The sequence below is a fragment of the Formosa sp. F44 genome, from assembly GCF_056238645.1.
On record NZ_JBWDLJ010000003.1, the window covers coordinates 15267 to 40348 of the forward strand.

21 protein-coding genes are annotated in these 25082 nt (G+C 35.1%); 9 read left to right on the plus strand and 12 right to left on the minus strand.

Annotated features, from left to right (window positions below):
* Positions 1–83: 83 nt before the first annotated feature.
* The 6 genes from AC0UBM_RS10085 to metG form a co-directional block, all read right to left on the minus strand.
* On the minus strand, positions 84–602 hold the full coding sequence (locus tag AC0UBM_RS10085) for a ferritin (RefSeq protein WP_414036471.1): 519 nt from the start codon (positions 600–602) through the stop codon (positions 84–86).
* Positions 603–659: 57 nt separating this feature from the next.
* On the minus strand, positions 660–1547 hold the full coding sequence (locus tag AC0UBM_RS10090) for a DMT family transporter (RefSeq protein WP_475688529.1): 888 nt from the start codon (positions 1545–1547) through the stop codon (positions 660–662).
* A gap of 200 nt (positions 1548–1747) precedes the next feature.
* Positions 1748–2653, minus strand: a complete 906-nt coding sequence (locus tag AC0UBM_RS10095; protein ID WP_475688530.1) for a histone deacetylase family protein — start codon at positions 2651–2653, stop codon at positions 1748–1750.
* A gap of 1 nt (position 2654) precedes the next feature.
* A complete protein-coding gene (locus AC0UBM_RS10100) occupies positions 2655–4778 on the minus strand; it encodes a Tex family protein (protein WP_475688531.1) in 2124 nt (707 codons plus the stop codon).
* 129 nt (positions 4779–4907) lie between these two features.
* Complete coding sequence (locus AC0UBM_RS10105; RefSeq protein ID WP_475688532.1) at positions 4908–5669, minus strand: copper resistance protein NlpE N-terminal domain-containing protein; 762 nt, start codon at positions 5667–5669, stop codon at positions 4908–4910.
* A gap of 39 nt (positions 5670–5708) precedes the next feature.
* On the minus strand, positions 5709–7808 hold the full coding sequence (gene metG, locus AC0UBM_RS10110) for a methionine--tRNA ligase (RefSeq protein WP_475688533.1): 2100 nt from the start codon (positions 7806–7808) through the stop codon (positions 5709–5711).
* Positions 7809–7911: 103 nt separating this feature from the next.
* Here metG and AC0UBM_RS10115 point away from each other — a divergent pair, with 103 nt between their 5' ends.
* A complete protein-coding gene (locus AC0UBM_RS10115) occupies positions 7912–8874 on the plus strand; it encodes a S66 peptidase family protein (protein ID WP_475688534.1) in 963 nt (320 codons plus the stop codon).
* Positions 8875–8930: 56 nt separating this feature from the next.
* Here the strand turns inward: AC0UBM_RS10115 and AC0UBM_RS10120 are convergent, their stop codons facing one another.
* The 3 genes from AC0UBM_RS10120 to AC0UBM_RS10130 all read right to left on the minus strand — a co-directional run bounded on the left by AC0UBM_RS10120 (position 8931) and on the right by AC0UBM_RS10130 (position 11589).
* Positions 8931–9284, minus strand: coding sequence for a hypothetical protein (locus AC0UBM_RS10120; protein WP_414036478.1), 354 nt, complete (start codon positions 9282–9284; stop codon positions 8931–8933).
* Positions 9281–9589, minus strand: coding sequence for a hypothetical protein (locus AC0UBM_RS10125; RefSeq protein ID WP_475688535.1), 309 nt, complete (start codon positions 9587–9589; stop codon positions 9281–9283). Before AC0UBM_RS10125 ends, AC0UBM_RS10120 begins: the two co-directional genes overlap by 4 nt.
* A gap of 92 nt (positions 9590–9681) precedes the next feature.
* Entirely contained in the window at positions 9682–11589 is a 1908-nt protein-coding gene (locus AC0UBM_RS10130) for a dipeptidyl-peptidase 5 (RefSeq protein ID WP_475688536.1), read from the minus strand.
* 193 nt (positions 11590–11782) lie between these two features.
* On the opposite strand from AC0UBM_RS10130, the gene AC0UBM_RS10135 reads away from it, so the two are divergent.
* The 5 genes from AC0UBM_RS10135 to AC0UBM_RS10155 all read left to right on the plus strand — a co-directional run bounded on the left by AC0UBM_RS10135 (position 11783) and on the right by AC0UBM_RS10155 (position 16805).
* On the plus strand, positions 11783–12142 hold the full coding sequence (locus tag AC0UBM_RS10135) for a YraN family protein (protein WP_414036481.1): 360 nt from the start codon (positions 11783–11785) through the stop codon (positions 12140–12142).
* A gap of 70 nt (positions 12143–12212) precedes the next feature.
* Positions 12213–13175 carry a D-2-hydroxyacid dehydrogenase gene (locus AC0UBM_RS10140; protein ID WP_475688537.1) on the plus strand — a complete coding sequence of 321 codons (963 nt, stop codon included), beginning with the start codon at positions 12213–12215 and terminating at the stop codon, positions 13173–13175.
* Between the two features lie 249 nt (positions 13176–13424).
* Positions 13425–14318: a BPSS1187 family protein gene (locus AC0UBM_RS10145; protein WP_475688538.1), complete on the plus strand. Its 894-nt coding sequence runs from the start codon at positions 13425–13427 to the stop codon at positions 14316–14318.
* A 75-nt stretch (positions 14319–14393) separates the two neighbouring features.
* Positions 14394–15977, plus strand: coding sequence for a sulfatase (locus AC0UBM_RS10150; protein WP_475688539.1), 1584 nt, complete (start codon positions 14394–14396; stop codon positions 15975–15977).
* 9 nt (positions 15978–15986) lie between these two features.
* Positions 15987–16805, plus strand: a complete 819-nt coding sequence (locus AC0UBM_RS10155; protein WP_475688540.1) for an aspartate/glutamate racemase family protein — start codon at positions 15987–15989, stop codon at positions 16803–16805.
* 98 nt (positions 16806–16903) lie between these two features.
* On the opposite strand, the gene AC0UBM_RS10160 is transcribed toward AC0UBM_RS10155, so the two are convergent.
* Both AC0UBM_RS10160 and mfd read right to left on the minus strand, forming a co-directional pair.
* Entirely contained in the window at positions 16904–18202 is a 1299-nt protein-coding gene (locus AC0UBM_RS10160) for a TlpA family protein disulfide reductase (protein WP_475688541.1), read from the minus strand.
* Positions 18203–18207: 5 nt separating this feature from the next.
* Positions 18208–21555 (minus strand): transcription-repair coupling factor, encoded by a 3348-nt coding sequence (gene mfd, locus AC0UBM_RS10165; protein WP_475688542.1) that lies wholly within the window; start codon positions 21553–21555, stop codon positions 18208–18210.
* Between the two features lie 179 nt (positions 21556–21734).
* On the opposite strand from mfd, the gene AC0UBM_RS10170 reads away from it, so the two are divergent.
* Positions 21735–22157: a tellurite resistance TerB family protein gene (locus AC0UBM_RS10170; protein WP_414036488.1), complete on the plus strand. Its 423-nt coding sequence runs from the start codon at positions 21735–21737 to the stop codon at positions 22155–22157.
* Between the two features lie 66 nt (positions 22158–22223).
* Here AC0UBM_RS10170 and fbp read toward each other — a convergent pair whose 3' ends face one another.
* Entirely contained in the window at positions 22224–23237 is a 1014-nt protein-coding gene (gene fbp / locus AC0UBM_RS10175; protein WP_414036489.1) for a class 1 fructose-bisphosphatase, read from the minus strand.
* A 112-nt stretch (positions 23238–23349) separates the two neighbouring features.
* On the opposite strand from fbp, the gene AC0UBM_RS10180 reads away from it, so the two are divergent.
* Both AC0UBM_RS10180 and AC0UBM_RS10185 read left to right on the plus strand, forming a co-directional pair.
* Positions 23350–23829: an N-acetyltransferase family protein gene (locus AC0UBM_RS10180; RefSeq protein WP_475688543.1), complete on the plus strand. Its 480-nt coding sequence runs from the start codon at positions 23350–23352 to the stop codon at positions 23827–23829.
* Positions 23830–25077 (plus strand): aspartate kinase, encoded by a 1248-nt coding sequence (locus AC0UBM_RS10185; RefSeq protein WP_475688544.1) that lies wholly within the window; start codon positions 23830–23832, stop codon positions 25075–25077.
* Positions 25078–25082 lie beyond the last annotated feature (5 nt).

Genomic DNA, 25082 nt, shown 5'->3' on the forward strand with positions numbered 1-25082 from the left:
TTGCCCAAAACAAATGTTACTAGAGGTTTAGGCTTCAAAAATAATTATTTTTACTTAATCTAAATAAGATTAAATGTTAAAATTTACTCAGGACTCATAGTAGAGGCTGTACTTACGGTAAGCTGATTGATATCTCTATCAAATAAGTATAGACCACCTTTATCATCTCCAATTAAATTAATCTTGTCTAAGATTGTTCTGGCCATAGCTTCTTCTTCAATTTGCTCAGAAACATACCATTGTAAGAAATTGTGAGTCGCGTAATCCTTTTGCTCTAAAGAAATATGCACAAGTTCGTTGATGCTTTCACTTACAAAGATTTCATGTTCAAAAAGCATTTCAAACATTTCTTTAAACGATTTAAACGATACATCCGGCGCTTTTAACTCCGATATAAAGGCATGTCCGCCACGCTCGTTTATAAATTTAATTAATTTAAGCATGTGTTCACGCTCTTCATCAGATTGCTTAAACATAAAGTTAGCGATACCTTCTAAGCCTTTTACTTCTGCCCAACAAGCCATAGCTAAATAAATCTGAGAAGATTCAGCTTCAATTCTAATTTGATTATTTAATACTTCTTCTATTTTTTTTGATAACATATTTTCTGGTTTTTAGTAAAGTTATAGATAATTCAATTCAATTTTAAATTAAAATCCTTAAGATTTTGCTTTTTTAGGCATTCTAAATAACGAAATTTGTTTGGTATAAAACGTAATACGAATACCAAAAAGTAAAATTATTCCACCTATAACCATCTGTAGCGTAATGGTTTCATCCAGAAAAATCCAAGCTAGAATAGATGCTAAAATAGCTTGTCCTAATAAGCTTACAGAAACTCGCGTTGCCCGCATGTATTTTGTGGCGTAACTTATAAGTAACCAAGCGAGAAGCTGACAAACCAAACCTTGAATGATTAAAACGCCCCAACCTGTATTCGAAAACCCTGAAAATGGTTCGCCCATCGCAAAACTTAATAGCCCTAAAGCTATCGCCGATGAAACCACACTTATAGTCATAAAACTTAATACGTCGGTTTCTTCTAATACAAATTTACTGGTTAGCATATAAACAGCATACAACATGCCCGAGAGAATGGCAAAGAAGAAAGCAAGATCGAAATCTAATTTTATGAAAAACTGAAATCCTACTAAAGTAATCATGCCTATAATGGCGATTACTGTCCCAATCCAAAAATTACGTAAAGGTTTGTCTTTTAAAAAGAGAAAAGCTCCAATCCCTACCCAAACCGGAGATAAGTTTGTTAAAAGTGTCGCTTGCGTTGCCGAAGATTCTTGAATTGCAATATTCCAAACACCAACATCTAGCCCAAATACAACCCCACACATCGATGCCAATGCGAGCATTTTTTTTGAAGGTAGTTTAATTTGCTTAGTAATTAATACATAAGGTAAAATAAGAACAGATGCGAATAACATGCGATAAAATGCCGAAATTAACCCTGGAGTTAAACTTAATCGTACCAAGACAGGGAAGATGGAAATACAAATAATGCCTACCACGAGTGCAATTCTAGGTTTTGTCATATCAATAAAAAATTAGAGGGCGGCAAAAGTACGCAATAACTTGATTATAAATATTCTAAATGTGATAAAATATACTTATGTTTTGCCGTTTAAAAGCAGGAAAGATTTTGTTCTATAATTAGATTATTATACGCGACTTTGGAAGCTGTTTAACCCAATTAAGAAGGAGTATTTAAATAAAAATGTGATACGGAATTCAATTAAAAATAAAGTTCCTGAGCAATTCTGTAAGTGTTTGAGTGTGCTTCAATAATCGTTTTTATTTCAGGTGCATAACCACCACCCATACTGCACATAACAGGAATAGCATGTGTTTTACATGTTTCTAAAACAAAGCGATCTCTCGCCTTACAACCCGCTATGGGAAGCCCTAATTTGCCTAATTTATCCGAAGCGATAATATCCACACCGCATTGGTAGAATATAAAATCTGGTTGGTGTTCTGTAATTAATTGGGGTAATGTGGTTTTTAGAATTTCTAGATATGCGTGGTCGTTAGTGTTATCATCTAATTCAATATCCAAATCGCTCTGTTCTTTTTCGAACGGATAATTGTTTTTAGCGTGCATAGAAAAGGTAAATACACGTGATTCGTTTTGAAATATTTCTGCGGTACCATTGCCTTGGTGCACGTCTAAATCTACTATAAGAATCTGTTTTGCTATTTGTTCGTGCAATAAGTGCTTAGCGGCTATAGCTTGGTCGTTTAACATACAAAACCCTTCACCGTGGGTAGAGTAGGCATGATGAGTACCTCCTGCAATGTTCATAGCTATGCCGTGTTTTAGAGCATATTCAGTAGCCTTTAAAGTACCGGATACAATGCATATTTCACGGGCTATTAAACGTTCACTTAATAAAAAACCAATTTTAAGTGCCGCCTGATGATTTAAAGTTATGTTTAATAAGTCGTAGAAATATTCTGCATCATGAACTGCTAAGATTGGCTTATGATTTTGTAAAAGTTCTGGTTCGAAGAAATTCTCTTCTGTAGCTGTCCCTTCGTAAATCAATTGTAATTTTAGTAATTCATATTTTTCCATGGGAAACCGATGCCCCTTGGGAAGGGGATGATTATAAATGGGATGGTATGCGATTTTTAACATGTTACTTTTCCAATTTTAATTGAATACGCTTACGCTGAACATCTACCTCAAGCACTTTTACAATAATTTGCTGATGTAAACTCACATGCTCAGTTACATCTTTCACAAAACTATCCGATAAATTAGACACGTGAATAAGTCCGCTTTCTTTAATTCCGATGTCTACGAAACATCCAAAATTTGTAATGTTATTAACTATTCCAGGTAATAACTGTCCCTCGCTAACATCGTTAATGGTTTTTATATCTTGATTAAAAGCGAAGGCTTTAGCTTGTTGTCTAATGTCTAATCCAGGTTTTTCAAGTTCTTTTATAATGTCTTGAAGTGTTGGTAATCCAACAGTATCTGAACAATACGATTTAAGATTTATATTTTGAAGCACAGCCGAATTACCAATTAATTCTGAAATACTTTTACCAGAATCTTTCGCCATTCTTTGGACAATAGCGTAACGTTCCGGGTGTACAGCCGAATCGTCTAACGGATTTTTTGCATCTTTAATGCGTAAGAATCCTGCACCCTGTTCGAAGGCTTTTTCGCCTAAACGCGGTACTTTTTTTATTGATGCTCGCGTCTTAAATGCGCCATTTTCGGTTCTATAATGCACTATGTTTTCGGCTAATTTTGGTCCGATACCAGACACATAACTTAATAAAGAAGTACTTGCGGTGTTTACATTTACACCCACGGCATTCACACAATTTTCGACTACAACATCTAATTGTTTCTGAAGTTTCGTTTGGTCGACATCGTGCTGATATTGTCCGACACCAATAGATTTGGCATCAATTTTTACCAGCTCTGCTAGCGGATCTTGCAAACGTCGTCCAATAGATACAGAGCCTCTAACAGTCACATCGTAATTAGGAAATTCGTCTCGTGCAATTTTTGAAGCCGAATAGATAGATGCACCGGCTTCGCTCACTACAAAAATCTGAATATCTTTTTTAAACGGAATACTACGAATTAATGTTTCTGTTTCTCTAGATGCAGTACCGTTTCCAATAGCGATAGCCTCTATATTATAGGTTTCTAACAGAGTGCTTATTCTTCTTATCGCTCCAGTACTATCATTTTTTGGCTGATGCGGATAAATATTTTCATTATGTTTTAAATCGCCTTGCTCGTCTAAACACACAACTTTACAACCCGATCTAAATCCAGGGTCGATGGCCAAAACACGTTTTTGTCCTAGTGGAGACCCTAAAAGTAGTTGTTTTAAGTTTTTTGCAAATACCTGTATGGCACCTTCGTCGGCCTTGTCTTTGGCGACTTGCATCGCTTCGTTTGTTAAGGCTGGCAACAATAAACGTTTATAGGCATCTTGAATAGCTAATGAAATCTGATTGGCACATGCATTTCTAGATTTAATGATGCGATCTTCTATTTTCTCTAAAACGCGTTCGTTATCAATTTCAATTTTTACACGGATAAATCCTTCTTTTTCTGCTCTAAGAATCGCTAATAAGCGGTGCGACGGAATGCGGCTAAAAGCTTCGGTCCAATCGAAATAGTCTTTAAATTTTTGAGCTTTTTCGTCTTTGGCTTTTGTTTTTACAGCTTTCGTTATAATGGTGGCATGACGTTCTAATTGAAAACGGATGTTGTTTCTAACATCTGTACGTTCGTTTATCCATTCTGAAATAATATGACGAGCCCCTTCCAGAGCATCTTCGGCAGAAATTACATCGCCTTTTACATACTTAAATGCGATAGATTCTACATCGTTCGCATTTTGACTCATGATAATTTTAGCCAAAGGTTCTAAGCCCAGTTGTCTTGCTTTTTCTGCTTTGGTTTTTCTGCTTTTTTTAAAAGGTAGATATAAGTCTTCAAGCGTAATTAAATCGGTAGTAGATTTAATTTTTTTCTCCAGTTCGGGTGTTAAAACAGCCTGTTCTTCAAGCGCTTTTAATATGGTAGTTTTTCGCTTTTCTAAGGCTTCAAAAATATCCTTATATTTTACGATATCTGCAATCTGAACTTCGTCTAAATGTCCTGTTAATTCCTTTCTATATCTGGAGATAAACGGAATGGTACAGTCTTCATTTAATAAATTTAAAGTGTTTTTTACGCCCAATTCTGGAAGCTGAGTTTGGGATATTATATAGTGTAAAATAGTCATGTTTAGATTTTGAAAAGGACTGTAAATATAAGGATGTTCGTAAGAAAAAAAAGAGACATAACTAGAAATAAAAAGACCTCTCAAATATAAAATTGAGAGGTCTTTTACTATATGATTTAGGACAAAAAACTAGTTCACGAAATAGTCAACTTCAAATTTTGCCATAGTCGCCATACGACCTTTGTTTAAGTTTAAAACGCCATTTACTACGGTGTAATTATCTGCCACTTCTAAAACTTGCATAAATTCATTTTCAATAGACATATTTGGACACGCCATCATGGTGTGCATCATTTTAGAAAATTTAATTCTGTTACCTTCTAACAGTTCGTACTCGCCACCAAAACCATTACAGCTTGTGTTTCCGCTAACACGATTGTCTTCTGTTGCTAGTATTAAATAAGGTTGCTTAGATGCGTTTTCAATAGCTTTACCTCTAAGCTCGACCAACTTCCAAGGCATATCTTTTAAAGTATCTGTGCCTTGTTGCTTTAAAATATAGTTGTCGGCTAAATCTCCTGTAATTTTCTTACCGCTTAAATCTAAATGCGTAAGTGTATGCTCTCCAACAAGATAATTATAAGATGCTCCGTCTGCTTTTAGAGTTACCGTACTTCCCGCTTTATTCCAAGAAAACGATCCGTTTTCTGTGTAGACCTCTGTCGATTTTACTAAATACTGCGTTTTCTTCGTAAAGGTTAAATCGGTATTTAAAGTAATTACAGTTTTAATACCTTCGCAATCTGCACACGGTGTTGTGCCCACATAAGTACCATTCCAATCTAAACTCGTCATACTATTATCTCCGTTAGTCGCTGTTGATTCTTTATTGCTTTTACAGCTTACAATTAGAACCGCAATTATTAAAAATGGTAATACTTTCTTTATCATAATATTTTAGTTTGGATGATGGTTTCTTTCCGGAAATTCCTAACTAATTTGTAATCCGTTAGTCACTCCTTTTTCATCAGGGTTAACAAATACAAGTTTTCCTTCGGCAGTTTCAGTCATTAAAATCATACCTTCACTATCTACGCCACGTAATGCTCTTGGCGCTAAATTTACCAAGACAGTAACGCGTTTTCCAACAACGTCTTCTGGAGTGAAACTTTCTGCTATTCCAGAAACAATTGTGCGGACATCGATTCCGGTATCAACTTTTAATACCAATAATTTTTTTGCTTTCGGCATTTTCTCTGCTTCTAAAATCGTGCCAACACGTAAATCTAGTTTAGAGAAATCGTCGAATGTAATGGTATCCTTTTGAGGTTCAACAACTTTGTTAGCGGCTTCGTTTGCTTTCTTACTAGCTATTAATTTATCTAATTGCTTTTGGATAGTATCATCTTCAATTTTTGAAAATAATAATTCTCCTTTTTCAATTTGATGATTTGCAGGAAGTAATACGTCTTTAGTAGAAATACTATCCCAACTATTTTCATCTGAAAGGTTTAAAATACCTTTTAATTTTGCTGAAGTAAATGGTAAAAAGGGTTCGCAAAGTGTTGCTAGTCCTGAAGCAATTTGAAGTGCAACAAACATAATGGTTTGTGTACGAGCTTCATCTACTTTTATCATTTTCCAAGGCTCTTCATCGGCTAAATATTTGTTTCCAAGTCGAGCTAAATTCATTAATTCCTGACTTGCTTCACGGAAACGGTAGCGCTCAATAGAACTAGAAATTACAGCTGGATACGCTTTTAATGCGGCCAATGTTTCTTCGTCTATTTGAGAAAACGCACTTGGAGTAGGAACAACACCATTGTAATATTTATTTGTTAATACAACAACACGGTTAATGAGGTTTCCGAAAATAGCAACCAATTCGTTGTTGTTTCTGGCTTGGAAATCCTTCCAAGTAAAGTCGTTATCTTTAGTTTCTGGAGCATTTGCTGTTAAGGCATAGCGCAACACATCTTGCTGACCAGGAAAATCTTCTAAATATTCAGGTAACCAAACGGCCCAGTTTTTAGAAGTCGATAATTTATTACCTTCTAAGTTTAAAAATTCGTTTGCTGGCACATTTTCAGGTAAAATATAAGACCCTTCTGCTTTTAACATGGCAGGGAAAATTATACAGTGAAATACAATATTATCCTTACCAATAAAATGTACTAGAGTGGTGTCTTTGTCTTTCCAATACGGTTCCCAATCTTTTCCTTCGCGAGCCGCCCATTCTTTAGTAGACGAGATGTATCCAATTGGCGCATCAAACCAAACGTAAAGTACTTTTCCTTCGGCACCTTCTACAGGGACAGGAATTCCCCAATCTAAATCACGAGTCACGGCACGCGGACGTAAACCATCGTCGATCCAAGATTTTACTTGGCCGTAAACATTAGGTTTCCAATCCTTTTTATGACCTTTTAAAATCCATTCTTTTAAGAACTCTTCGTGCTTATCTAAAGGTAAAAACCAGTGTTTCGTTTGTTTTAAAGTCGGTACATTTCCTGTAATAGCAGATTTCGGATTAATTAAATCTGTCGCATTTAAACTACTACCGCACTTTTCACACTGATCGCCATAAGCTTCTTCGTAGTTACATTTCGGGCAAGTCCCCACTACAAAACGATCGGCTAAAAACTGATTCGCTTCTTCGTCGTATAACTGCTCGGTAGTTTCTTCGGTAAATTCACCTTTGTCATATAAAGTTGTGAAAAACTCAGATGCGGTATCGTGATGAATTTTAGCTGAGGTTCTAGAGTAATTATCGAAAGAGACACCAAAATCTTCAAACGATGTTTTTATAATCGCGTGATATTTATCTACAATATCTTGAGGTGTTACACCTTCTTTTTTCGCTTTAATAGTAATTGGAACACCGTGTTCGTCGCTTCCGCAAATAAATAGAACATCGTTTCCTGTAAGGCGTAAATATCGGGCATAAATATCGGCAGGCACGTAAACACCGGCTAAATGTCCAATGTGTATAGGACCGTTGGTGTATGGTAACGCTGCTGTAATGGTATATCTTTTAGACATGTCTCGTTTCTGTTTTAAAGGCACAAAAGTACGCAATTCATTAACCATTTAGAAAAAAAATGTACTTTTACAAAAAGCACATTTTATGTCCTCTAATCGAATATTATTAGCCCTATTTTTTATTTTTTTTAGTTTAAATATTAGTACCATAATGGCACAATACTCTGTAGACCAGTCTTTCGTTAACCAACAAAAAACATATATCCAACCGCCATTTTTAAAAGCGGGAGATACTGTTGCTATTTTAGCGCCCTCTGGCGTATTAAAAAATAGATATGATGAGGTTAACAGAGCTAAAGATTTAATAGAAAGCTGGGGACTTCATGCTGTAGTTGGTGAGCATGTTTTTGCTCAAAACGGACATTTTGCAGGAACAGATAAACAACGGGCTTCCGATTTTCAGAAGGCTTTAGACGATCCTAAAATAAAAGCAATTTGGTGTGCTCGAGGTGGATACGGAACAGTGAGAATGATAGATTTATTAGATTACTCTAAGTTTAAGTTGCAACCTAAATGGGTAATTGGATACTCGGACATTACAGCCATTCATAATCAAATTCATAATTTAGGGTACGAATCTATGCATGCGATGATGTGTGTGAGTCTACCTCAAAATTTGGCCGATATTCCTGAAACCATTTCGACATTTAAAAATGCCATTTTCGGAAAAAATTTATCGTACACTTTAAAAGGATCTAGCTATAACAAACCTGGAATGGTGACTGCTCCAATTGCCGGTGGAAATTTAACACTACTACACACTATGCTAGGTTCGGAAACCAGTTTGGATACTTCTGGAGAGATTCTTTTTATTGAGGAAATCGGAGAATACGCTTATCATATAGATCGTATGTTGCAAAGTTTAAAACGAGCTGGATATTTTGAAAATTGTAAAGGTATTTTGGTTGGTGATATGAGTAGAGTACGAAAAAACACCACAGATTTTGGTAGAACAATCGATGAAATCATTCTAGATATTGTTGCTGAGTATGATTTTCCTGTGGCTTTTAATATGCCTGCAGGTCACGAAAAAGATAATCGCGCCATGATTCTTGGTGCTACAGTCACTTTAAAAGTGGAGAAAGGCGAGTCAACTTTAATTTTTCACGATTAGGGTTTCTGAAAACATTGTAAAGACGAATTTAGTTGTGATGCTTCAGAAGTTAACAATCAATACAATTTCTTCTGATAAAAATAAAACGCAAAACTTCCTAAAACATACAACATAACGTCAATCCAATCTGCTGTATATCTCGGGTTTGATTGAGGTAACCACCATTCGAAAAGTAGCGCGTAAAGCAGTGTTAATAATGCAATAGGTAATACTGTTAAATATACGTTTTTGTCGCTCTTAATTAATCTTACACCAATCAGACAAAACGATAATACGAGGGGCATACATAAGGCATCATTTACATAAAATGTAATCCAGTTGGGGAGTTGTAAGTTGAAGACACTTGATAAATAAATAAAACTCGCCAGTGCTAAGCTTGTTAAAAACACAGGATGTTTTATAATTCTCATGCCGCCAAGAAGGTGAACAACCAAGCGAAAAAGGCACCTATCGCCATAACAACTATAACTATAGAGTTCGTCATGTGAGCGCCAATACGCACTATTGGATTTTTACTCTTTTTACCAGATTCAATCCAAGAAGGAGAGTTTTTCTTTTTGGTTTCCTCGCGCTCGAAACGTTCTTTTTTCTGTTCTTCATGAGCCAGTGCTCTTCTTTTTTTATAAGAAAGAAGGGTGCCACAGTTCGAACAATGATCTGCGTTCGTGTTGAATAAACCACAATTAGGACATTTTATTTGAACTGTACCACCCATAAATTTATCTTGTTTTATGCCTTTTACTTACTTTTTTTAAATTGTAATGTAATTTAAAAAAAGTATCAAGATAGTATTAACGTAAAAGCATTTTATAAGGTCTCTTTTAACCATTTAAAAAATTCGTGTTGCCATACTAAAGCATTCTGAGGCTGTAATACCCAATGATTTTCATCTGGCAAATACAATAATTTACTTTTTATATCCCGTAATTGAGCCGCTTGAAAAGCTGCTAAACCTTGCTCGATAGGTACACGGTAATCTTTACCACCTTGGATAATTAAAATAGGTGTATCCCATTTATCGACATGGGTTATCGGGTTAAATTCGTTAAATGCTTTTTGAGCTATAGTATTCGATTTGTCCCAATAGTTTCCTCCAAAATCATGATTCACAAAGAATAATTCTTCTGTTGTTCCGGCCATAGATCGTGTGTCGAAAACACCATCGTGAGCAATAAACGATTTAAAACGTTTGTTGTGTATTCCGGCTAAATAAAATACAGAATAACCACCGTAACTTGCTCCAATGGCACCTAATCTGTCGTTGTCTACATATGGTTCTTTTGCCACATCGTCTATGGCAGAAAGATAATCATCCATGACTTGTCCGCCCCAATCTTTACTAATGGCTTCATTCCATTCTACTCCATAACCAGGCATTCCTCTTCGGTTTGGTGCTACAATAATATAGCCTTGAGAGGCCATTAATTGAAAATTCCAACGGTAAGAGTAAAATTGAGATAAAGCAGATTGTGGTCCACCTTGAGCATATAATAAGGTCGGATATTTTTTAGTTGCATCGAAGTTTGGAGGTAAAATAACCCACACTAACATTTGTTTATTATCGGTAGTTGTTACATAACGTTTTTCAACTTTAGGTAAATCTAATTTGCTGTAGAAGTCGTTGTTTACAGCAGATAGTTGTTTAAAAGAAGCATCTTTTAAACGGAAAGAGAAAATTTCACTCGCGTGATTCATATCGCCACGTGTAACAATAAGTGTGTCGTCTAATTCGGCAACAATACTCTGAACATCAAATTGTCCTTCAGATAGTTGTTTTACTACCGGAGCAATTCGTTTTTTACCAGGATAGTTCACCGAAAATAATTGAATCGTTCCAGCTACAGCGGCGGTGAAATAGATTTTCGAGCCATCTTTACTCCATTTAAAACTGTTTACAGTACCATCCCACTGTTGCGTTAAGTTTTGTTTAATACCGTTTTTAAGAACAACAATATCATTCTTATCACTTTCGTAACCATCAGTTTTCATTTGTAACCAACCTAAGGCTCCTGTTTTTGCAAATGCAGGATTGGTATCGTAACCTGTATTTCCTTCGGTAATGTTTGAAGTTGTTTTACTCTTAATATCGTATTTGTAAATATCTGTATTGGTACTTGTAGCGTAAGCTTTTCCTTTAAGTTTTTTGCTTACATAATAAATGCTCTTACTGTCTGGAGACCAAATGTAATCTTCGTCACCACCAAACGGACGTTGTGGCGCGTAGTATGGTTCTTCAGGCATGATGTCTATAGCGGTCTCGTCTAATGCATTAGCTTTTTTATAAAACACATGTTCGTAAGATCCGTCGCTCCATGTATCCCAGTGGCGATTATCAAGTTCTGTAAAGACATACGCATTTGCTTTATCTAAATGTTTATAAATGTCGGTTGCTTTTACATCTGTTAAATGAACCGATTTATGAAACACTTTTAAAGCGCCATCCGGCGATATGTTTTTGTCTGCAACAGCTACATCTTCCTTTTCAATTTGTATTGCAGTGCCACCATCAATAGGCATTTTAAAATAGGTGGTGTCGAAATCATTATTTTCGATATTCGGAATTTTAATACTGTAAAATATCTGAGATTCATCTTCAGATATACCCATTACGCCAATACGTTTTACGCTCCAAAGCAATTCAGGGTTCATGACTTGTTGGGCGTTTGATATATTACTTGCAATCAAGACTGTTAAGATTAAGATTAATTTTTTCATTATTGTGATAGTTAACTCTTCCAAAGATACTGATTTGGGGGTGTTTCGTTTATTAAAATTGTTATAAAATGTGAGAGCAGATACTGTGTTATAAGGAAAAAGGAGTTGAGGTTAACATACCTAAAAGACGAAACAGGAATTTTTTTTAAATGGATTAATCATTAACTTGTAATTCGTTTTGTTTTAGAAGATTATGGCAGATCACAATAAGTTAGGGAAATTAGGAGAAGAAGAGGCTGTGCATTTTTTGTTGAAGAATGGCTATCAGATTTTAGAACGTAATTATCGGTATCAAAGAGCAGAGGTCGATATTTTAGCGAAGAAAGAAGATGTGTTGGCCGTTGTTGAAGTGAAAACCCGTTCTAGTACCGATTTTGGGAATCCTCAAGATTTTGTAAAACCCAAACAGATTCAGCGTTTGGTTACTGCGGTAGACGCTTACGTGACTTCTAATAACTTAGATGTAGAAGTGCGATTTGATATTATCGCCATTGTCAGTTCTAAAAAGGGCTTAGAATTGGAGCATTTAGAAGATGCTTTTTATCATTTTTGAAAACATTAAACGCTAATAAATTTTAATAGAATTCGCTAAATTGTTACCTTCATTAAAATTATTTAGACTTATGAATATTGTTGTATTAGATGGATATACTTTGAATCCGGGAGATTTAAGTTGGGATGCTTTAAAAGATTTGGCAACGGTTACGATTCACGATCGTACAGATGAAGATACAGAATCTATAGTGAAGGCTATTGGAGATGCCGAGGCGGTTATTACCAATAAAATACCTTTAGATAAAGACGTGCTTAAACAATTACCGCATTTAAAATATATTGGTGTAACCGCAACTGGGTTTAATATTATAGATGTGGAGGCCGCTCAAAGCCAAGACGTAGTGGTTACTAATGTGCCTGCTTACAGTACGGCTTCGGTAGCCCAGTTTACCATGGCGTTGTTGTTAGAACTTTGCCACCATGTTGGCGACCATAATCGAGCAGTGCAATCCGGTCAATGGGAAAAATCTTTAGATTTTAGTTTTTGGAATAGTCCGCTTATCGAATTAGATGGAAAAACCATGGGAATTGTTGGTTTCGGACAAATAGGAAAAGCCACAGCGGCATTAGCACAAGCATTTGGTTTACATGTTTTGGTGTATAATAGAACGGTATATTCTGAATATGAATCTGAAACTTGCCAATTTGTGTCTTTAGATGATATGTTGAAAAATTCAGATTTTATCAGTTTACATTGTCCAATGACAAAGGATACCGCAGGACTTATTAATTCGGAAACCATTTCTAAAATGAAGTCGAGTGCATTTATTATTAATACATCGCGTGGGGGATTAGTGGTAGAAGACGATTTAGCCGAAGCTTTGAATTCTGGTAGAATCGCAGGAGCCGCAGTAGATGTGGTTTCGGAGGAACCTATAGTATCCGATAATCCACTTTTAGATGCTAAAAATTGTATTATTACGCCACATATTGCTTGGGCACCTCTAGAAGCAAGACGCCGATGCATGCAAATTGCAGTGCGAAATTTTGAAATGTTTTTAAAAGGAGAAGCGCAAAACGTGGTGTCTTAAGTCTTTTTTTTTAATAAATTTTTAAGTCCAATAATTTTTATTTTATTTGAAATTATAGGGGTTACAATTATCTAAATTTATATTCGTAATTCGAAAAAATGATATATCAATAATTTGATCGCGTTTTTTGATTTCAATACCTCGATTTATAGCTATAATTTCAAGTGTTAGACCGTTTTTAAAGCCGTGCAAAACTCCCGTGTATACTGTGCATTTGGGATATAATTGTATCTTCATGTCAAAAAAAACATGATGTTTAAAAAGTTTGTGATTTTTGTTGGCGCGGTGCTATGCTTTAATATTTCTTTAGCGCAATCTAAATATACTTTTCTAGAAGATTACAAGGTTCTAGAAGTTCTGCCTTCTAAAACAGATTCCAGAATTACAGAATCAAATACGCCACATTTAGTTGTATATAATCCAACAATAAAACAGGGCAAATTGTTATTGTTTATGCCGGGGACAGGTGGTGTTGCATTAAAAGGACCAAAAGACCTGTTTAATACAGCCGTGAAACAAGGTTATGCGGTAATTAATTTGTCGTACATAAACAGACCTGCAATCGCTCAAATATGTAGAAAAGAAACCTTGGAAGCTAATCCTGATTGTGCTTCAGATTTTAGAATAAATCGTATTTACGGTACAAATAATTTCGAATTTACTACAGATAAATCTTATGATGCTATTGTAAATAGATTAATAAAATTATTGGAATACCTGTCGGAAATAGATAAAGATGGTCATTGGGATTCTTACCTTGAAGACGGAAATCTTAAATGGGATCAAATAGCTGTCTCTGGTCAATCGCAAGGCGGTGGTATGGCAGCATTTATCGCGAAAGAGCACCGTGTGGCTAGAGTTATAGATTTTTCTGGCGGTTGGGATTTTTCTGCAAAAAATAAATTAGCAACCTGGTATTATAACGCGAGTAAAACGCCTTCTCATTTGTGGTATGGCACTTATCATGTTACAGAGCCTATGGCTAAAGTTATTAGAGCATCGTATATTGCTATGCAGATTCCTGAAAATCATATTTATCCATTTAGTCTTCCCGTTCCAGAAGGAAAAAAAGGACATTCAAATGGTGTTAGAAATACAGGGTATACGAGCCAGTGGATAGAATTATTAGGACAAGGAAATTAATACTTCTTATTAATGATTACAGCGCGTGAATGTTGTTAAACCAATTAGATATTTTATAAATAAGCTTCCCATAATATGAAAATTGTATTACTATTAATATCCTCAATGTTGTTACTTTCTTCTTGTGACAATCAGAAAAAGGAGACTTCTATTGCCGAAACTGAGCCTGAACAAAAACCTAACATCTTATTTTTGTCTATAGACGATTTAAGACCAGATCTTGGCGCGTATGGCAATGCCGAAATGAAAACACCACATATCGATGCCTTGGCGTCTACATCTATGCTTATGTTAAATACGCATAGTCAAGCTGCAGTTTGTGCAACTTCTCGAGCGAGCACTATGCTTGGGTATAGACCAGACTCTACACGCGTATGGCACTTAGGAGATAAGTTTAGAGAGATTAATCCAGATGCTGTTACGATGCCTCAGTATTTCAATAAGTCGGGATATTATACGGTGAACATTGGTAAAATCTTTCATAATTATATGCCAGATTCCATTTCGTGGGACGAGCCAGACTTAAAACCAGCGCCATATAATACTGCGCCATATGCAAATCGAGATGCAGAAACATATTACTATACCAAAGAGGCTTTAGCAATTCAGAAAAGAGATCGAGACCTATTTAAAGCTAAGCGAAAAGGAAAAATATATGGAGACGGTTGGAATCGTGGTCCTGCTTTAGAAGCTGCCGATGTGCCGGATTCGTTGTTTTACGATGCCATGCAAACAACATTGGCATTAGAAACTATAGATAGAATTAAAGATAAGAAACAACCATTTTTTATGGGTTTAGGGTTTTATAGACCGCACTTGCCTTTTGTTGCACCAAAAAAATATTGGGATTTATATCCAAAAGGTTCTGTGTCTCCAGCGCCCAATCCAAAATTACCTGAAAATGCGCCCGTGATGTCGGCGAATTCTAATTACGAATTGCGGAATTATGATAATCCATATACAATTGGAAGACCGGAAGACGAACCCGTACCAGAAAAATATGCCGATTCTTTAAAAAGAGGCTATTATGCAAGTGTCAGTTTTATTGATGCGTGTGTAGGACGATTAGTTGAAGGCTTAAAAGAAAGAGGCTTGTACGAAAACACTATTATTGTGCTTTGGGGCGACCATGGTTGGAAATTAGGAGACCACAATGGTTGGGGTAAAATGACGAATTTTTACATAGATACCCATGTGCCTTTAATTATAAAACAAGCCAATCAAACCGAAGGAAAACGAATCGAAGCACTTTCCGAACTTGTAGATATATTCCCAACCTTATGTGATATTTCGGGAGTTGAAAAATCAGATTATTTTCAAGGAACAAGTTTAGCGCCTCTTTTTAGTAATCCTAACTTGGCATGGAAGGATGCCGTGTTTACGCAATTTAGACGCCGTGCTCGTGTATCTAAAGATGGGAATGAGTATATGGGCTATTCCATGCAAACTAAGCAATATCACTATATAGAATGGTATGCTTGGGATAATGAAGCTAAGGAAAAAGGAGCGTATGCGACAGCTGAATTATACGATCATGCTGTAGATCCAAATGAAACTGTAAATATTGCAGGGCAATCAGATCAAAAGCAACTTATAGAGCAATTATCAGTACAATTAAAACAAGGGTGGCGAGCCGCTGTGCCTAAAATTAAAGCCTAATTATTTAATATGAATATACATAATACCATACATAATACGGTCGCATTTATAGCGCTTATAATCTTGAGCGGTTGTGAACAAAAAACAGAAACTACGCCATTAGAAAATAAAGTAGATATGAATCAATCAGCAATGCATACATTAGGCCTTATCGGTGGAACGTCGTGGCATTCTACCTTAGATTATTATAGTACAATTAATCAAACAGTAAACGATCATTTTGGAAATAATACAAATCCACCGTTATTAGTCTACACGCTTAATCAGGCTGAGGTGCATCGTTTTCAGACAGAAAATAAATGGGATTCTATTGCCAATATGCTAACAAATGCCGCTTTAAATCTTAATAAAGCAGGGGCAGAATCTGTAATGTTTTGCGCCAATACACCGCATAAAGTATATAATAGTGTGCAAGAACAATTAGACTTTCCTGTCATTCATATTGCAGATGCAACCGCTAAAGCGATTAAGAAAAAAGGTTTGAAGAAAGTCTGCTTTATTGGTACAAAATATAGCATGGAGGAAGATTTTATCACCAAAAGAATCGAAGAAAATGGATTAGAAGTTCTAGTGCCAGAAGACGAAAAAGTGATAGATGAATTGCACCGAATAATTATTGAGGAACTTACTTACGGAACAGTTAAACCAGAATCTAAAGCCTATGTGCTAAGCGTTATAAATAACATGATAAATGATGGTGCCGAAGGAGTGATTCTAGGATGCACAGAGTTTCCGTTAATGATTTTCCAAGAAGACCTTGAGGTTCCTGCTTTCGATACAACAAAAATTCATTCGCTATCGGCAGTCGATTTTATTTTAAACGAATAATTTTATATCTGTTGAATATTAAAAAAAAGAAAAGCATCACAATGTAATTATTGTGATGCTTTTCTTTTTAATGAAATGAATTAGGTTTTGTAGCGTAATTATAGTGCGTCCATAAACGTGATTAGTTTTTCAACATCGTTTGGTTTTGCTATAATTTTTTTGTCCTTATCTAATACAAAAAACGAAGGTGTTCCCGAAATACCATAGGCAATTGGAATTGGGTTTTCCCATTTGTTTATTCCGTAAATCTGAGTGAATTCAGGATAATTTGCTATTGTTTTTTCCCAATTCGGACGTTCATCTTCTAATCCTATAGCAAGGACCTGAATGTTAGATTTGCCGTGTATATAGGCTTTTAAAACAGGTAACTCTTCTAAGCAGTGAGAACAAGTACTGCTCCAAAATGTAACAATGTAGTATTCTTTTCCTGAAAGCGTACTTAGTTTACTACTTCCTAGTTTAGACGGCCAAGAGAAGTCTGGAGCAACAGCTCCGATTGCAGTATTACGAAAAGCTTTCATGTCGGTTATTAACATCTCGTCTTTTACAGGGTCTAATAATTTTTCAAGATATTTTGAAGAGATATAGTTCGCAACTTCTTCGTTTTTACGTTCCTTAAACTGATTCCATAACACTTCTAAAATTGATTTTTGTATACTTTTAGTCGCCGTAGTTTCCCGTACAACATCGTCTATATTATTTTTAAACGACCTGTTTTCATATTGTCTATCCACAAAAATAAACACGTAGCTTAAAGCGGAATCCATTAAAAAACTGGAATTTTGAAGTACAGGATTACTAAAATCAACAGAATTAAAATAATTCATTTTATAATTATTAAAATACGTTGGAGCGTCTTCAAAAGCTGTTGGAGTATATGGTTTTTCAGCTTTAATAAAATCATGAGCTAACATCCCTTTTGAAGCACTTTCGGCTTGATTTTGAATAGTTTTCATTTCAGAAATACAGGCCATATAATCGTCTTCATTTTGATTCGCCGAACCATAAAAGGTGTTGATTTTACTTTTAACAGTATACATGTCATTTTTGTAGGTTGTTAAAAGCTTGTTTTCTTTTGAAAGCACAAAGGAAACGCCACTATCTTGCTGGAATCGAAACACAATGTCTTCGTTATTATAAATAAAATCGAAACTGTATTGATCCTGCGGTAAGGCATAAACTATACGGTACATGCCGGGTTTTAAAGTGGTGTCTAGGTCTAATTCAAAATTACCGTTTACAATATCTGCGTTGCTAATGTATACGTGGTTAGAAGGTTCTAATTTGTATAAAATAGCAGTTTTAAAACTTGCTGCAGGAGAAAACGTACCTGAGATTTTATGTTGCGCAAGAACTAATGTGGGTAATAATAAAAGGGCTAAAATTAATTTTTTCATGTATTTTATTTTAAAATAGGTTGCAAAGCAAGTAAGGCTTGTTTTACGGTTTTAATATGATCGAATGTTAATAATAAACGTAAGCCGGCACGCGTTTGTTTTTCTTTCATTTTGCATGCTCTTGGATTAGATTGTACAAACTTTAAAACGTTTGTAAAATTGGCACTTTGGTAAAATGAGCTTTGCTGATCGCTAACAAAATAACCAACCATTTTGCCTTGTTTCATCACTAGTTTTTCTAATCCAATGGTTGTTGCTAACCACTTTACGCGAACACTGTTAAGTAAATCGACAACTTGTGTTGGGAGCTCTCCAAAACGATCGACCAACTGGCTTTCGAAAATTTTCAATTCGTCTTCGGTTTTTAACTGATTTAGTTGTGTGTATAGGTTTAAACGTTCGGCAATATTATTTACATAATCGTCAGGGAATAGCAACTCAAAATCGGTATCTATAGTGATGTCTTTAACGTATTCCTTAGGCTTGCCTTCCTGGTCTGGATATAAATCTTTAAACTCGTTTTCTTTAAGTTCTTCAATCGCTTCATTTAAAATTTTCTGATACGTATCAAACCCAATATCGTTAATAAAGCCACTTTGTTCTCCTCCTAATAAATCTCCAGCACCACGAATTTCTAAATCTTTCATCGCGATATTAAATCCGCTTCCCAATTCTGTAAATTGTTCCAGAGCTGTGATACGTTTTCTGGCATCGGCAGTCATAGCAGAATAATCTGGCGTGATAAAATAACAGAATGCTTTTTTATTGCTTCTACCCACACGACCACGCATTTGGTGCAAGTCGCTCAGTCCAAAATTATTGGCGTTGTTTATAAAAATAGTATTGGCATTTGGTACGTCTAATCCGCTTTCTACAATGGTTGTACTGACTAGTACATCGAAGTCACCATTCATAAAAGCTAACATTAAATTTTCTAATTTTTTACCTTCCATTTGTCCGTGACCAATACCTACTTTGGCATCGGGAACTAGACGCTGAATTAAACCCGCAACTTCCTTAATGTTTTCAATACGATTATGAATGAAATAAATCTGTCCGCCTCTCTGAATTTCGTAACTCACAGCATCACGAATGGTTTCTTCTTCAAAGCGAATCACATTACTTTCTATAGGATAACGGTTTGGCGGAGGCGTGGTAATTACCGATAAATCTCGCGCTGCCATTAAGCTAAATTGAAGCGTTCTTGGGATAGGTGTAGCGGTTAATGTAAGCACATCTACATTATCTTTTAAGGTCTTTAGTTTTTCTTTTACTGCAACTCCAAATTTCTGTTCTTCATCAACAATTAATAACCCTAAATTTTTAAATACTACACTTTTATTGGCAAGCTGATGCGTCCCAATAATAATATCGACATGCCCTTTTTCTAAACGCTCTAAAGTGTCTCGTTTTTCTTTTGCTGTTCTAAATCGGTTCACATAATCGACCGTGACAGGAAAATCTTTTAAACGCTCGCTAAAGGTTTTATGATGCTGATAGGCTAAAATGGTTGTAGGCACCAAAACGGCCACTTGTTTACCGTTATCTACTGCTTTAAAGGCAGCGCGAATAGCAACCTCTGTTTTTCCGAAACCAACGTCTCCACAAACCAATCGGTCCATTGGGCGCTCGCTTTCCATGTCGTTTTTAATATCGGCAGTCGACGTGCTTTGGTCTGGCGTGTCTTCGTAAATAAAAGATGCTTCTAATTCATGTTGTAAATGGCTATCTGGATTGTATTGATACCCTTTTTCAAGCTTTCGTTTAGCGTATAATTTAATTAGGTTAAAGGCTACTTCTTTAACTCTAGATTTTGTTTTTTGTTTTAAAACTTTCCAAGCGTTACTTCCTAGTTTATGTATTTTTGGAGGCTTACCATCTTTACCATTAAACTTGGTAATTTTGTGTAGCGCATGTATACTTAAATATAATATATCGCGTTCGCCATAAATTAGTTTTATAGCTTCTTGTTTTTTGCCTTCTACGTCTATTTTTTGCAGACCACCAAAACGTCCAACCCCATGATCGATATGTGTAACATAATCGCCAATTTCCAGATTTGTAAGTTCTTTTAGGGTTATGGATTGCTTTTTAGCGTACCCGTTTTTAAGACTAAATTTATGATAACGCTCAAAGATTTGATGATCGGTATAGCACAACACTTTATTTTCATGATCTACAAACCCTTGATGTAAGGAAAGCACTATGGTTTGATACGAAACACCTTGTTCAATGTCGTTAAATATATCGTGAAAGCGTTTCGCTTGTTGCTCGCTTACGCAGGCAATATAATTAGTAAATCCTTTATTGTGATTACTATTTAAATCGTCTATTAAAAGGTCGAATTGTTTATTAAATGAAGGCTGAGGTGTGGTATTAAATACAATGCCAGTATCTATACTTTTTGTAAAATAATAACCACTTCCAAACTCGACTACTGTAAATTTTAAAAGTTGCTTTTTAAGCAATTCGGCATCACAAAATAATTCGCTTGGGGCATTGTGTTTTAAATCGGAGTTTAAATTTTCGAAAGCCTCTACAGCTTTGCCAAAAAGAATATCACTTCCAGAAAATAATAACTGACTGTTTTTAGAAAAAATCACCGTCTTAGCAGCCATATATTTTAGAAAACTTTCTCGACTTTCGTCTAAGAATTTATTTTCTACATTTGGTATAATACTTATTTTATTGATTTGCTCTGTCGATAGTTGTGTCTCTACATCAAAGGTTCTAATGCTATCTACTTCGTCTCCAAAAAACTCAATTCGATAAGGTTCGTCGTGCGAGAAGGAGAAGACATCTACGATCCCTCCACGGACAGAAAACTCGCCGGGTTCGGTAACAAAATCGACACGTTTAAACTTGTATTCAAATAAAATTTCGTTTACAAAATCTATAGATAAATTGTCGTTTATTGCAATTTTTAAAGTGTTACGTTCCAGCTCTTTTTTGGTAACGACTTTTTCAAATAATGCATCTGTATACGTTACTATTATAGCCGGTTTTTTTCGCGAGTTAATACGGTTTAAAACTTCGGCACGTAATAAAACGTTGGCATTATCGGTTTCTTCAATTTGATAAGGTCTGCGGTAGCTCCCAGGATAAAATAAAACATCTTTAGTGTTTAAAAGTTGTTCTAAATCGTTTAAATAAAAGGCTGCTTCTTCTTTATCATTAAAAATAAGAAGAAAAGGTTTTTCGGCATATTTAAAAACTTCGGCAATGACCAAAGAAAATGATGATCCCACAAGACCTTTTAAAACCGTTTTACTTTCACTTTTGGAAATAGCAAGTTGCAAATTTTGCGTTTGCAAAGTTTGTGCAAATGTTTGCAAGAGGTTGTTTTTACTCAAGGCAATTTATTTTGTGTAAATATAAGGGTATGAACTTATAAATTGTGTTAACGATTTATGAATTTAAAAATTACTAATTATTGAATTTTTAGTAACTTTAGAAGTAAAAATTACTGATATTTAAATTAATTAACAATTAAAGTTTAATTATATTAGTCGCCTTAAAAAAAATAATAGATATGTCTTATTCAAAATTGTTTGATAACGGGTTTAAAGAACGTAATAAAGATCATTTCGCTGCAATTGTACGTGTAGCTATGGATGACGGTATTATTTCTGAAGACGAAAAAGCGTTTTTAGATCGATTAGCCCGCAGTTTACAGATAAATGAACACGATTACGAGCAGATTTTATTGGATTATAAATCACACCCAATTAATCCTCCCCATGAAAATACACGTCGTTTAGAGCGTTTATACGACTTAGCGCGTATGGTAAATTTAGATCATATAAACGGCGAAAGTGAAATTACGCTACTAAGAAAAATATGTTTAGGTTTAGGATTTTCTTCAGAAAAATTAAACGCGATAGTCGAGAAGGCTTTAGCTTTGGTTTCTGAAGGTGCAGATTTAGATACATTTATCGAGGCGATGAAAAAGTAATCTTTTTACCACATGAAATAAAAAAAGCGATTGTTTTATAACAATCGCTTTTTTTATGTTTTGAATTTATTTTGTGGCTGCGTTTCTTACGAACTCTTCAGCTTTTTCTACCATGTTTTTACTTCCACATATAAAAGGAACACGTTCGTGTAATTCTGTAGGTTTAATATCCATAATACGTGTAAAACCATCACTAGCTTTTCCGTTAGCTTGTTCTGCTAAAAAGGCCATAGGATTACATTCGTATAATAAACGTAATTTTCCTTTAGAGTTTTTAGAACTTTTTGGATATAAATAAATACCTCCTTTAATCATGTTTCTATGGAAATCTGAAACTAAAGACCCAATATATCGAGACGTATATGGTCTGTCGCCTTCTTCCATTTGGCAATACTTAATATAATCTTTTATTCCCTGTGGGAAATGGATGTAATTCCCTTCGTTACATGAGTAAATATTTCCATCTTCAGGAAAAGACATGTCTGGATGCGATAAGTAAAATGTTCCAATGGCAGGGTTTAATGTAAATCCGTTTACACCAGCACCAGTAGTATATACTAACATGGTTGAGGTTCCGTAAACAATATATCCTGCAGCGACTTGTTGGTGTCCTTCTTGTAAGAAATCTTCAATTGTAACAGGAGATCCAACAGGAGTAATACGTCTGTATACAGAGAAAATAGTTCCTACAGATACATTAACATCGATATTAGAAGATCCATCTAAAGGGTCTATAAGTACCACATATTTATTCTGGTGGTTAGAATCCTGACTGTTAATTGAAATAAAATCATCTTCTTCTTCACTAGCAATACCACAAACAATATTTCGCTTTTTAAGCGTCTGAATGAAGATATCGTTAGCGTAAACGTCTAATTTTTGTTGGTCCTCACCTTGAATGTTTACATCCCCTGCGGCACCAATTATGTCTACCAATCCAGCTTTGTTTACTTCGTGATTTACAACTTTAGCTGCTAATCGGATAGAATTTAATAATCTTGTTAACTCTCCTGTGGTGTATTTAAAAGCGGTCTGATTTTCGATTATAAATTCACCTAATGTTTTGTTTTGTCCTGACATTTAATGGTAACGTTTGTTTTTACAAATATCGTACTTTTTGTTAAACTATAACGTTTGAGTGAAAATTATAATCCATCGATTTTCCATATATTTGGATTCTCAAAAGATTATTATGAATATTAAAATAAGAGCGGCTAAAATTGAAGATATGTCAGCCGTACTGGAGTTGATTTATGAATTAGCCATTTATGAAAAAGAACCAGAAGCAGTGGAAGTTACGGTAACTGACTTAGAACGCGATGGTTTTGGTGCGTCTCCATTATTTAAGTGTTTTGTTGCAGAAATTGAAGGCGATATAAAAGGTATCGCTTTGGTGTATAACAGATATTCGACTTGGAAAGGGCCTATTATTCATCTTGAAGATTTAATTGTAAATAAAGCCTATAGAGGCACAGGAGTGGGTACAGCTTTGTTGGACGAGGTTGTTAAATATGGCCACAGTAAAGGAGCAAAACGAATTAATTGGGAAGTTATAGATTGGAACGAATCTGCTATTGCTTTTTACGAAAGTAAGGGCGCAAATGTGCTACGCGATTGGGATGTTGTACAATTGGATGAAGCGGGGATAAAAAACTATATCGATAAGTTGTAAATGAAAATATTTAAATTCGGAGGAGCTTCGGTAAAGAATGCCGAGGGCGTAATAAATCTCGCTAAAATTGTAAAGCAATTTTCAGAAAAAGATACTGTGGTTATTGTTTCCGCTATGGGAAAAATGACAAATGCTTTTGAAGTAATTGTTCATAATTTGCTTCACGATACCTCCGAGTTAGAGACCTCTGTTACTTATGTAGAGCACTATCATACTACAATTGTTTCAGCTTTGTTTCTAGATAAAAATCATGCTGTTTTTAATGCTGTCGACATTCTTTTTAAAGATTTAAGACACTTTTTAAATACAAATACGTCTACCAACTATAATTTTGTATACGACCAGCTTATAGGTTTTGGAGAATTACTTTCTACAACCATTGTAAGTGCGTATTTAAATAATTTTGGAGTTGAAAACACGTGGTTAGACGTCCGTAACTATATTAAAACCGATTCTAATTTTAGACGTGCAAATGTAGATTGGGATACGACTTGCCAATTAATTTCACCTTTAAAAAAGCAGAATTCGATTTGTGTAACACAAGGTTTTTTAGCGAGCGACTCTATAAACACTACAACGCTAGGCCGAGAGGGTAGTGATTATACAGCTGCCATTTTTGCATATGCCTTAGATGCCCAAAGTGTAACGATTTGGAAAGATGTCCCGGGAGTATTAAATGCCGACCCGAGGTATTTTCCCAACGCTCAATTGTTAAGCCAATTGTCGTATAGAGAAGCCATAGAATTAGCGTTTTATGGTGCTAGTGTTATTCATCCAAAAACATTACAACCACTTCAACAAAAAGAGATTAGATTGTATGTGAAATCATTTTTAAATCCGCTAGAAAAAGGAACCGAGATCAGTCAGAATCAGGATGTTGTTCCCGAGGTTCCATGTTATATTGTTAAGAAAAACCAGATTTTAATCTGTATATCATCTTTAGATTTTTCATATATTGTTGAAGAGAATATTAGTGATATTTTTAATATACTGCATGTCGCTAAAATGAAAGTTAATCTTATTCAGAATTCGGCCATTAGTTTTTCTGTTTGTGTAGAAGATACTTTTGCTAATTTAAAAGACGTTTTAGATCAATTTCAAGTGAAATATAAGATTACATATACTTCTAACGTTTCATTATATACGGTTAGGCATTATAATGATGAAGCCATTGGTATAATCGAAAATAATAAAAATATATTGGTACAACAGCGTACCCAAGATACGTTACAAATAGTAACTAAATAAACAAT

Excerpts from the sequence above, each read along its gene's own strand:
- AC0UBM_RS10185 (WP_475688544.1), top strand. The coding sequence starts at position 23,830 with ATGAAAATATTTAAATTCGGAGGAGCTTCGGTAAAGAATGCCGAGGGC.
- AC0UBM_RS10160 (WP_475688541.1), bottom strand. The coding sequence starts at position 18,202 with ATGAAAAAATTAATTTTAGCCCTTTTATTATTACCCACATTAGTTCTT.
- AC0UBM_RS10125 (WP_475688535.1), bottom strand. The coding sequence starts at position 9,589 with ATGGGTGGTACAGTTCAAATAAAATGTCCTAATTGTGGTTTATTCAAC.
- AC0UBM_RS10170 (WP_414036488.1), top strand. The coding sequence starts at position 21,735 with ATGTCTTATTCAAAATTGTTTGATAACGGGTTTAAAGAACGTAATAAA.
- AC0UBM_RS10155 (WP_475688540.1), top strand. The coding sequence starts at position 15,987 with ATGAATATACATAATACCATACATAATACGGTCGCATTTATAGCGCTT.
- AC0UBM_RS10085 (WP_414036471.1), bottom strand. The coding sequence starts at position 602 with ATGTTATCAAAAAAAATAGAAGAAGTATTAAATAATCAAATTAGAATT.
- AC0UBM_RS10130 (WP_475688536.1), bottom strand. The coding sequence starts at position 11,589 with ATGAAAAAATTAATCTTAATCTTAACAGTCTTGATTGCAAGTAATATA.
- AC0UBM_RS10115 (WP_475688534.1), top strand. The coding sequence starts at position 7,912 with ATGGCACAATACTCTGTAGACCAGTCTTTCGTTAACCAACAAAAAACA.
- fbp (WP_414036489.1), bottom strand. The coding sequence starts at position 23,237 with ATGTCAGGACAAAACAAAACATTAGGTGAATTTATAATCGAAAATCAG.
- AC0UBM_RS10095 (WP_475688530.1), bottom strand. The coding sequence starts at position 2,653 with ATGTTAAAAATCGCATACCATCCCATTTATAATCATCCCCTTCCCAAG.
- AC0UBM_RS10100 (WP_475688531.1), bottom strand. The coding sequence starts at position 4,778 with ATGACTATTTTACACTATATAATATCCCAAACTCAGCTTCCAGAATTG.
- AC0UBM_RS10150 (WP_475688539.1), top strand. The coding sequence starts at position 14,394 with ATGAAAATTGTATTACTATTAATATCCTCAATGTTGTTACTTTCTTCT.
- AC0UBM_RS10140 (WP_475688537.1), top strand. The coding sequence starts at position 12,213 with ATGAATATTGTTGTATTAGATGGATATACTTTGAATCCGGGAGATTTA.
- AC0UBM_RS10105 (WP_475688532.1), bottom strand. The coding sequence starts at position 5,669 with ATGATAAAGAAAGTATTACCATTTTTAATAATTGCGGTTCTAATTGTA.
- metG (WP_475688533.1), bottom strand. The coding sequence starts at position 7,808 with ATGGTTAATGAATTGCGTACTTTTGTGCCTTTAAAACAGAAACGAGAC.
- AC0UBM_RS10090 (WP_475688529.1), bottom strand. The coding sequence starts at position 1,547 with ATGACAAAACCTAGAATTGCACTCGTGGTAGGCATTATTTGTATTTCC.
- AC0UBM_RS10145 (WP_475688538.1), top strand. The coding sequence starts at position 13,425 with ATGATGTTTAAAAAGTTTGTGATTTTTGTTGGCGCGGTGCTATGCTTT.
- AC0UBM_RS10120 (WP_414036478.1), bottom strand. The coding sequence starts at position 9,284 with ATGAGAATTATAAAACATCCTGTGTTTTTAACAAGCTTAGCACTGGCG.
- AC0UBM_RS10135 (WP_414036481.1), top strand. The coding sequence starts at position 11,783 with ATGGCAGATCACAATAAGTTAGGGAAATTAGGAGAAGAAGAGGCTGTG.
- AC0UBM_RS10180 (WP_475688543.1), top strand. The coding sequence starts at position 23,350 with ATGAATATTAAAATAAGAGCGGCTAAAATTGAAGATATGTCAGCCGTA.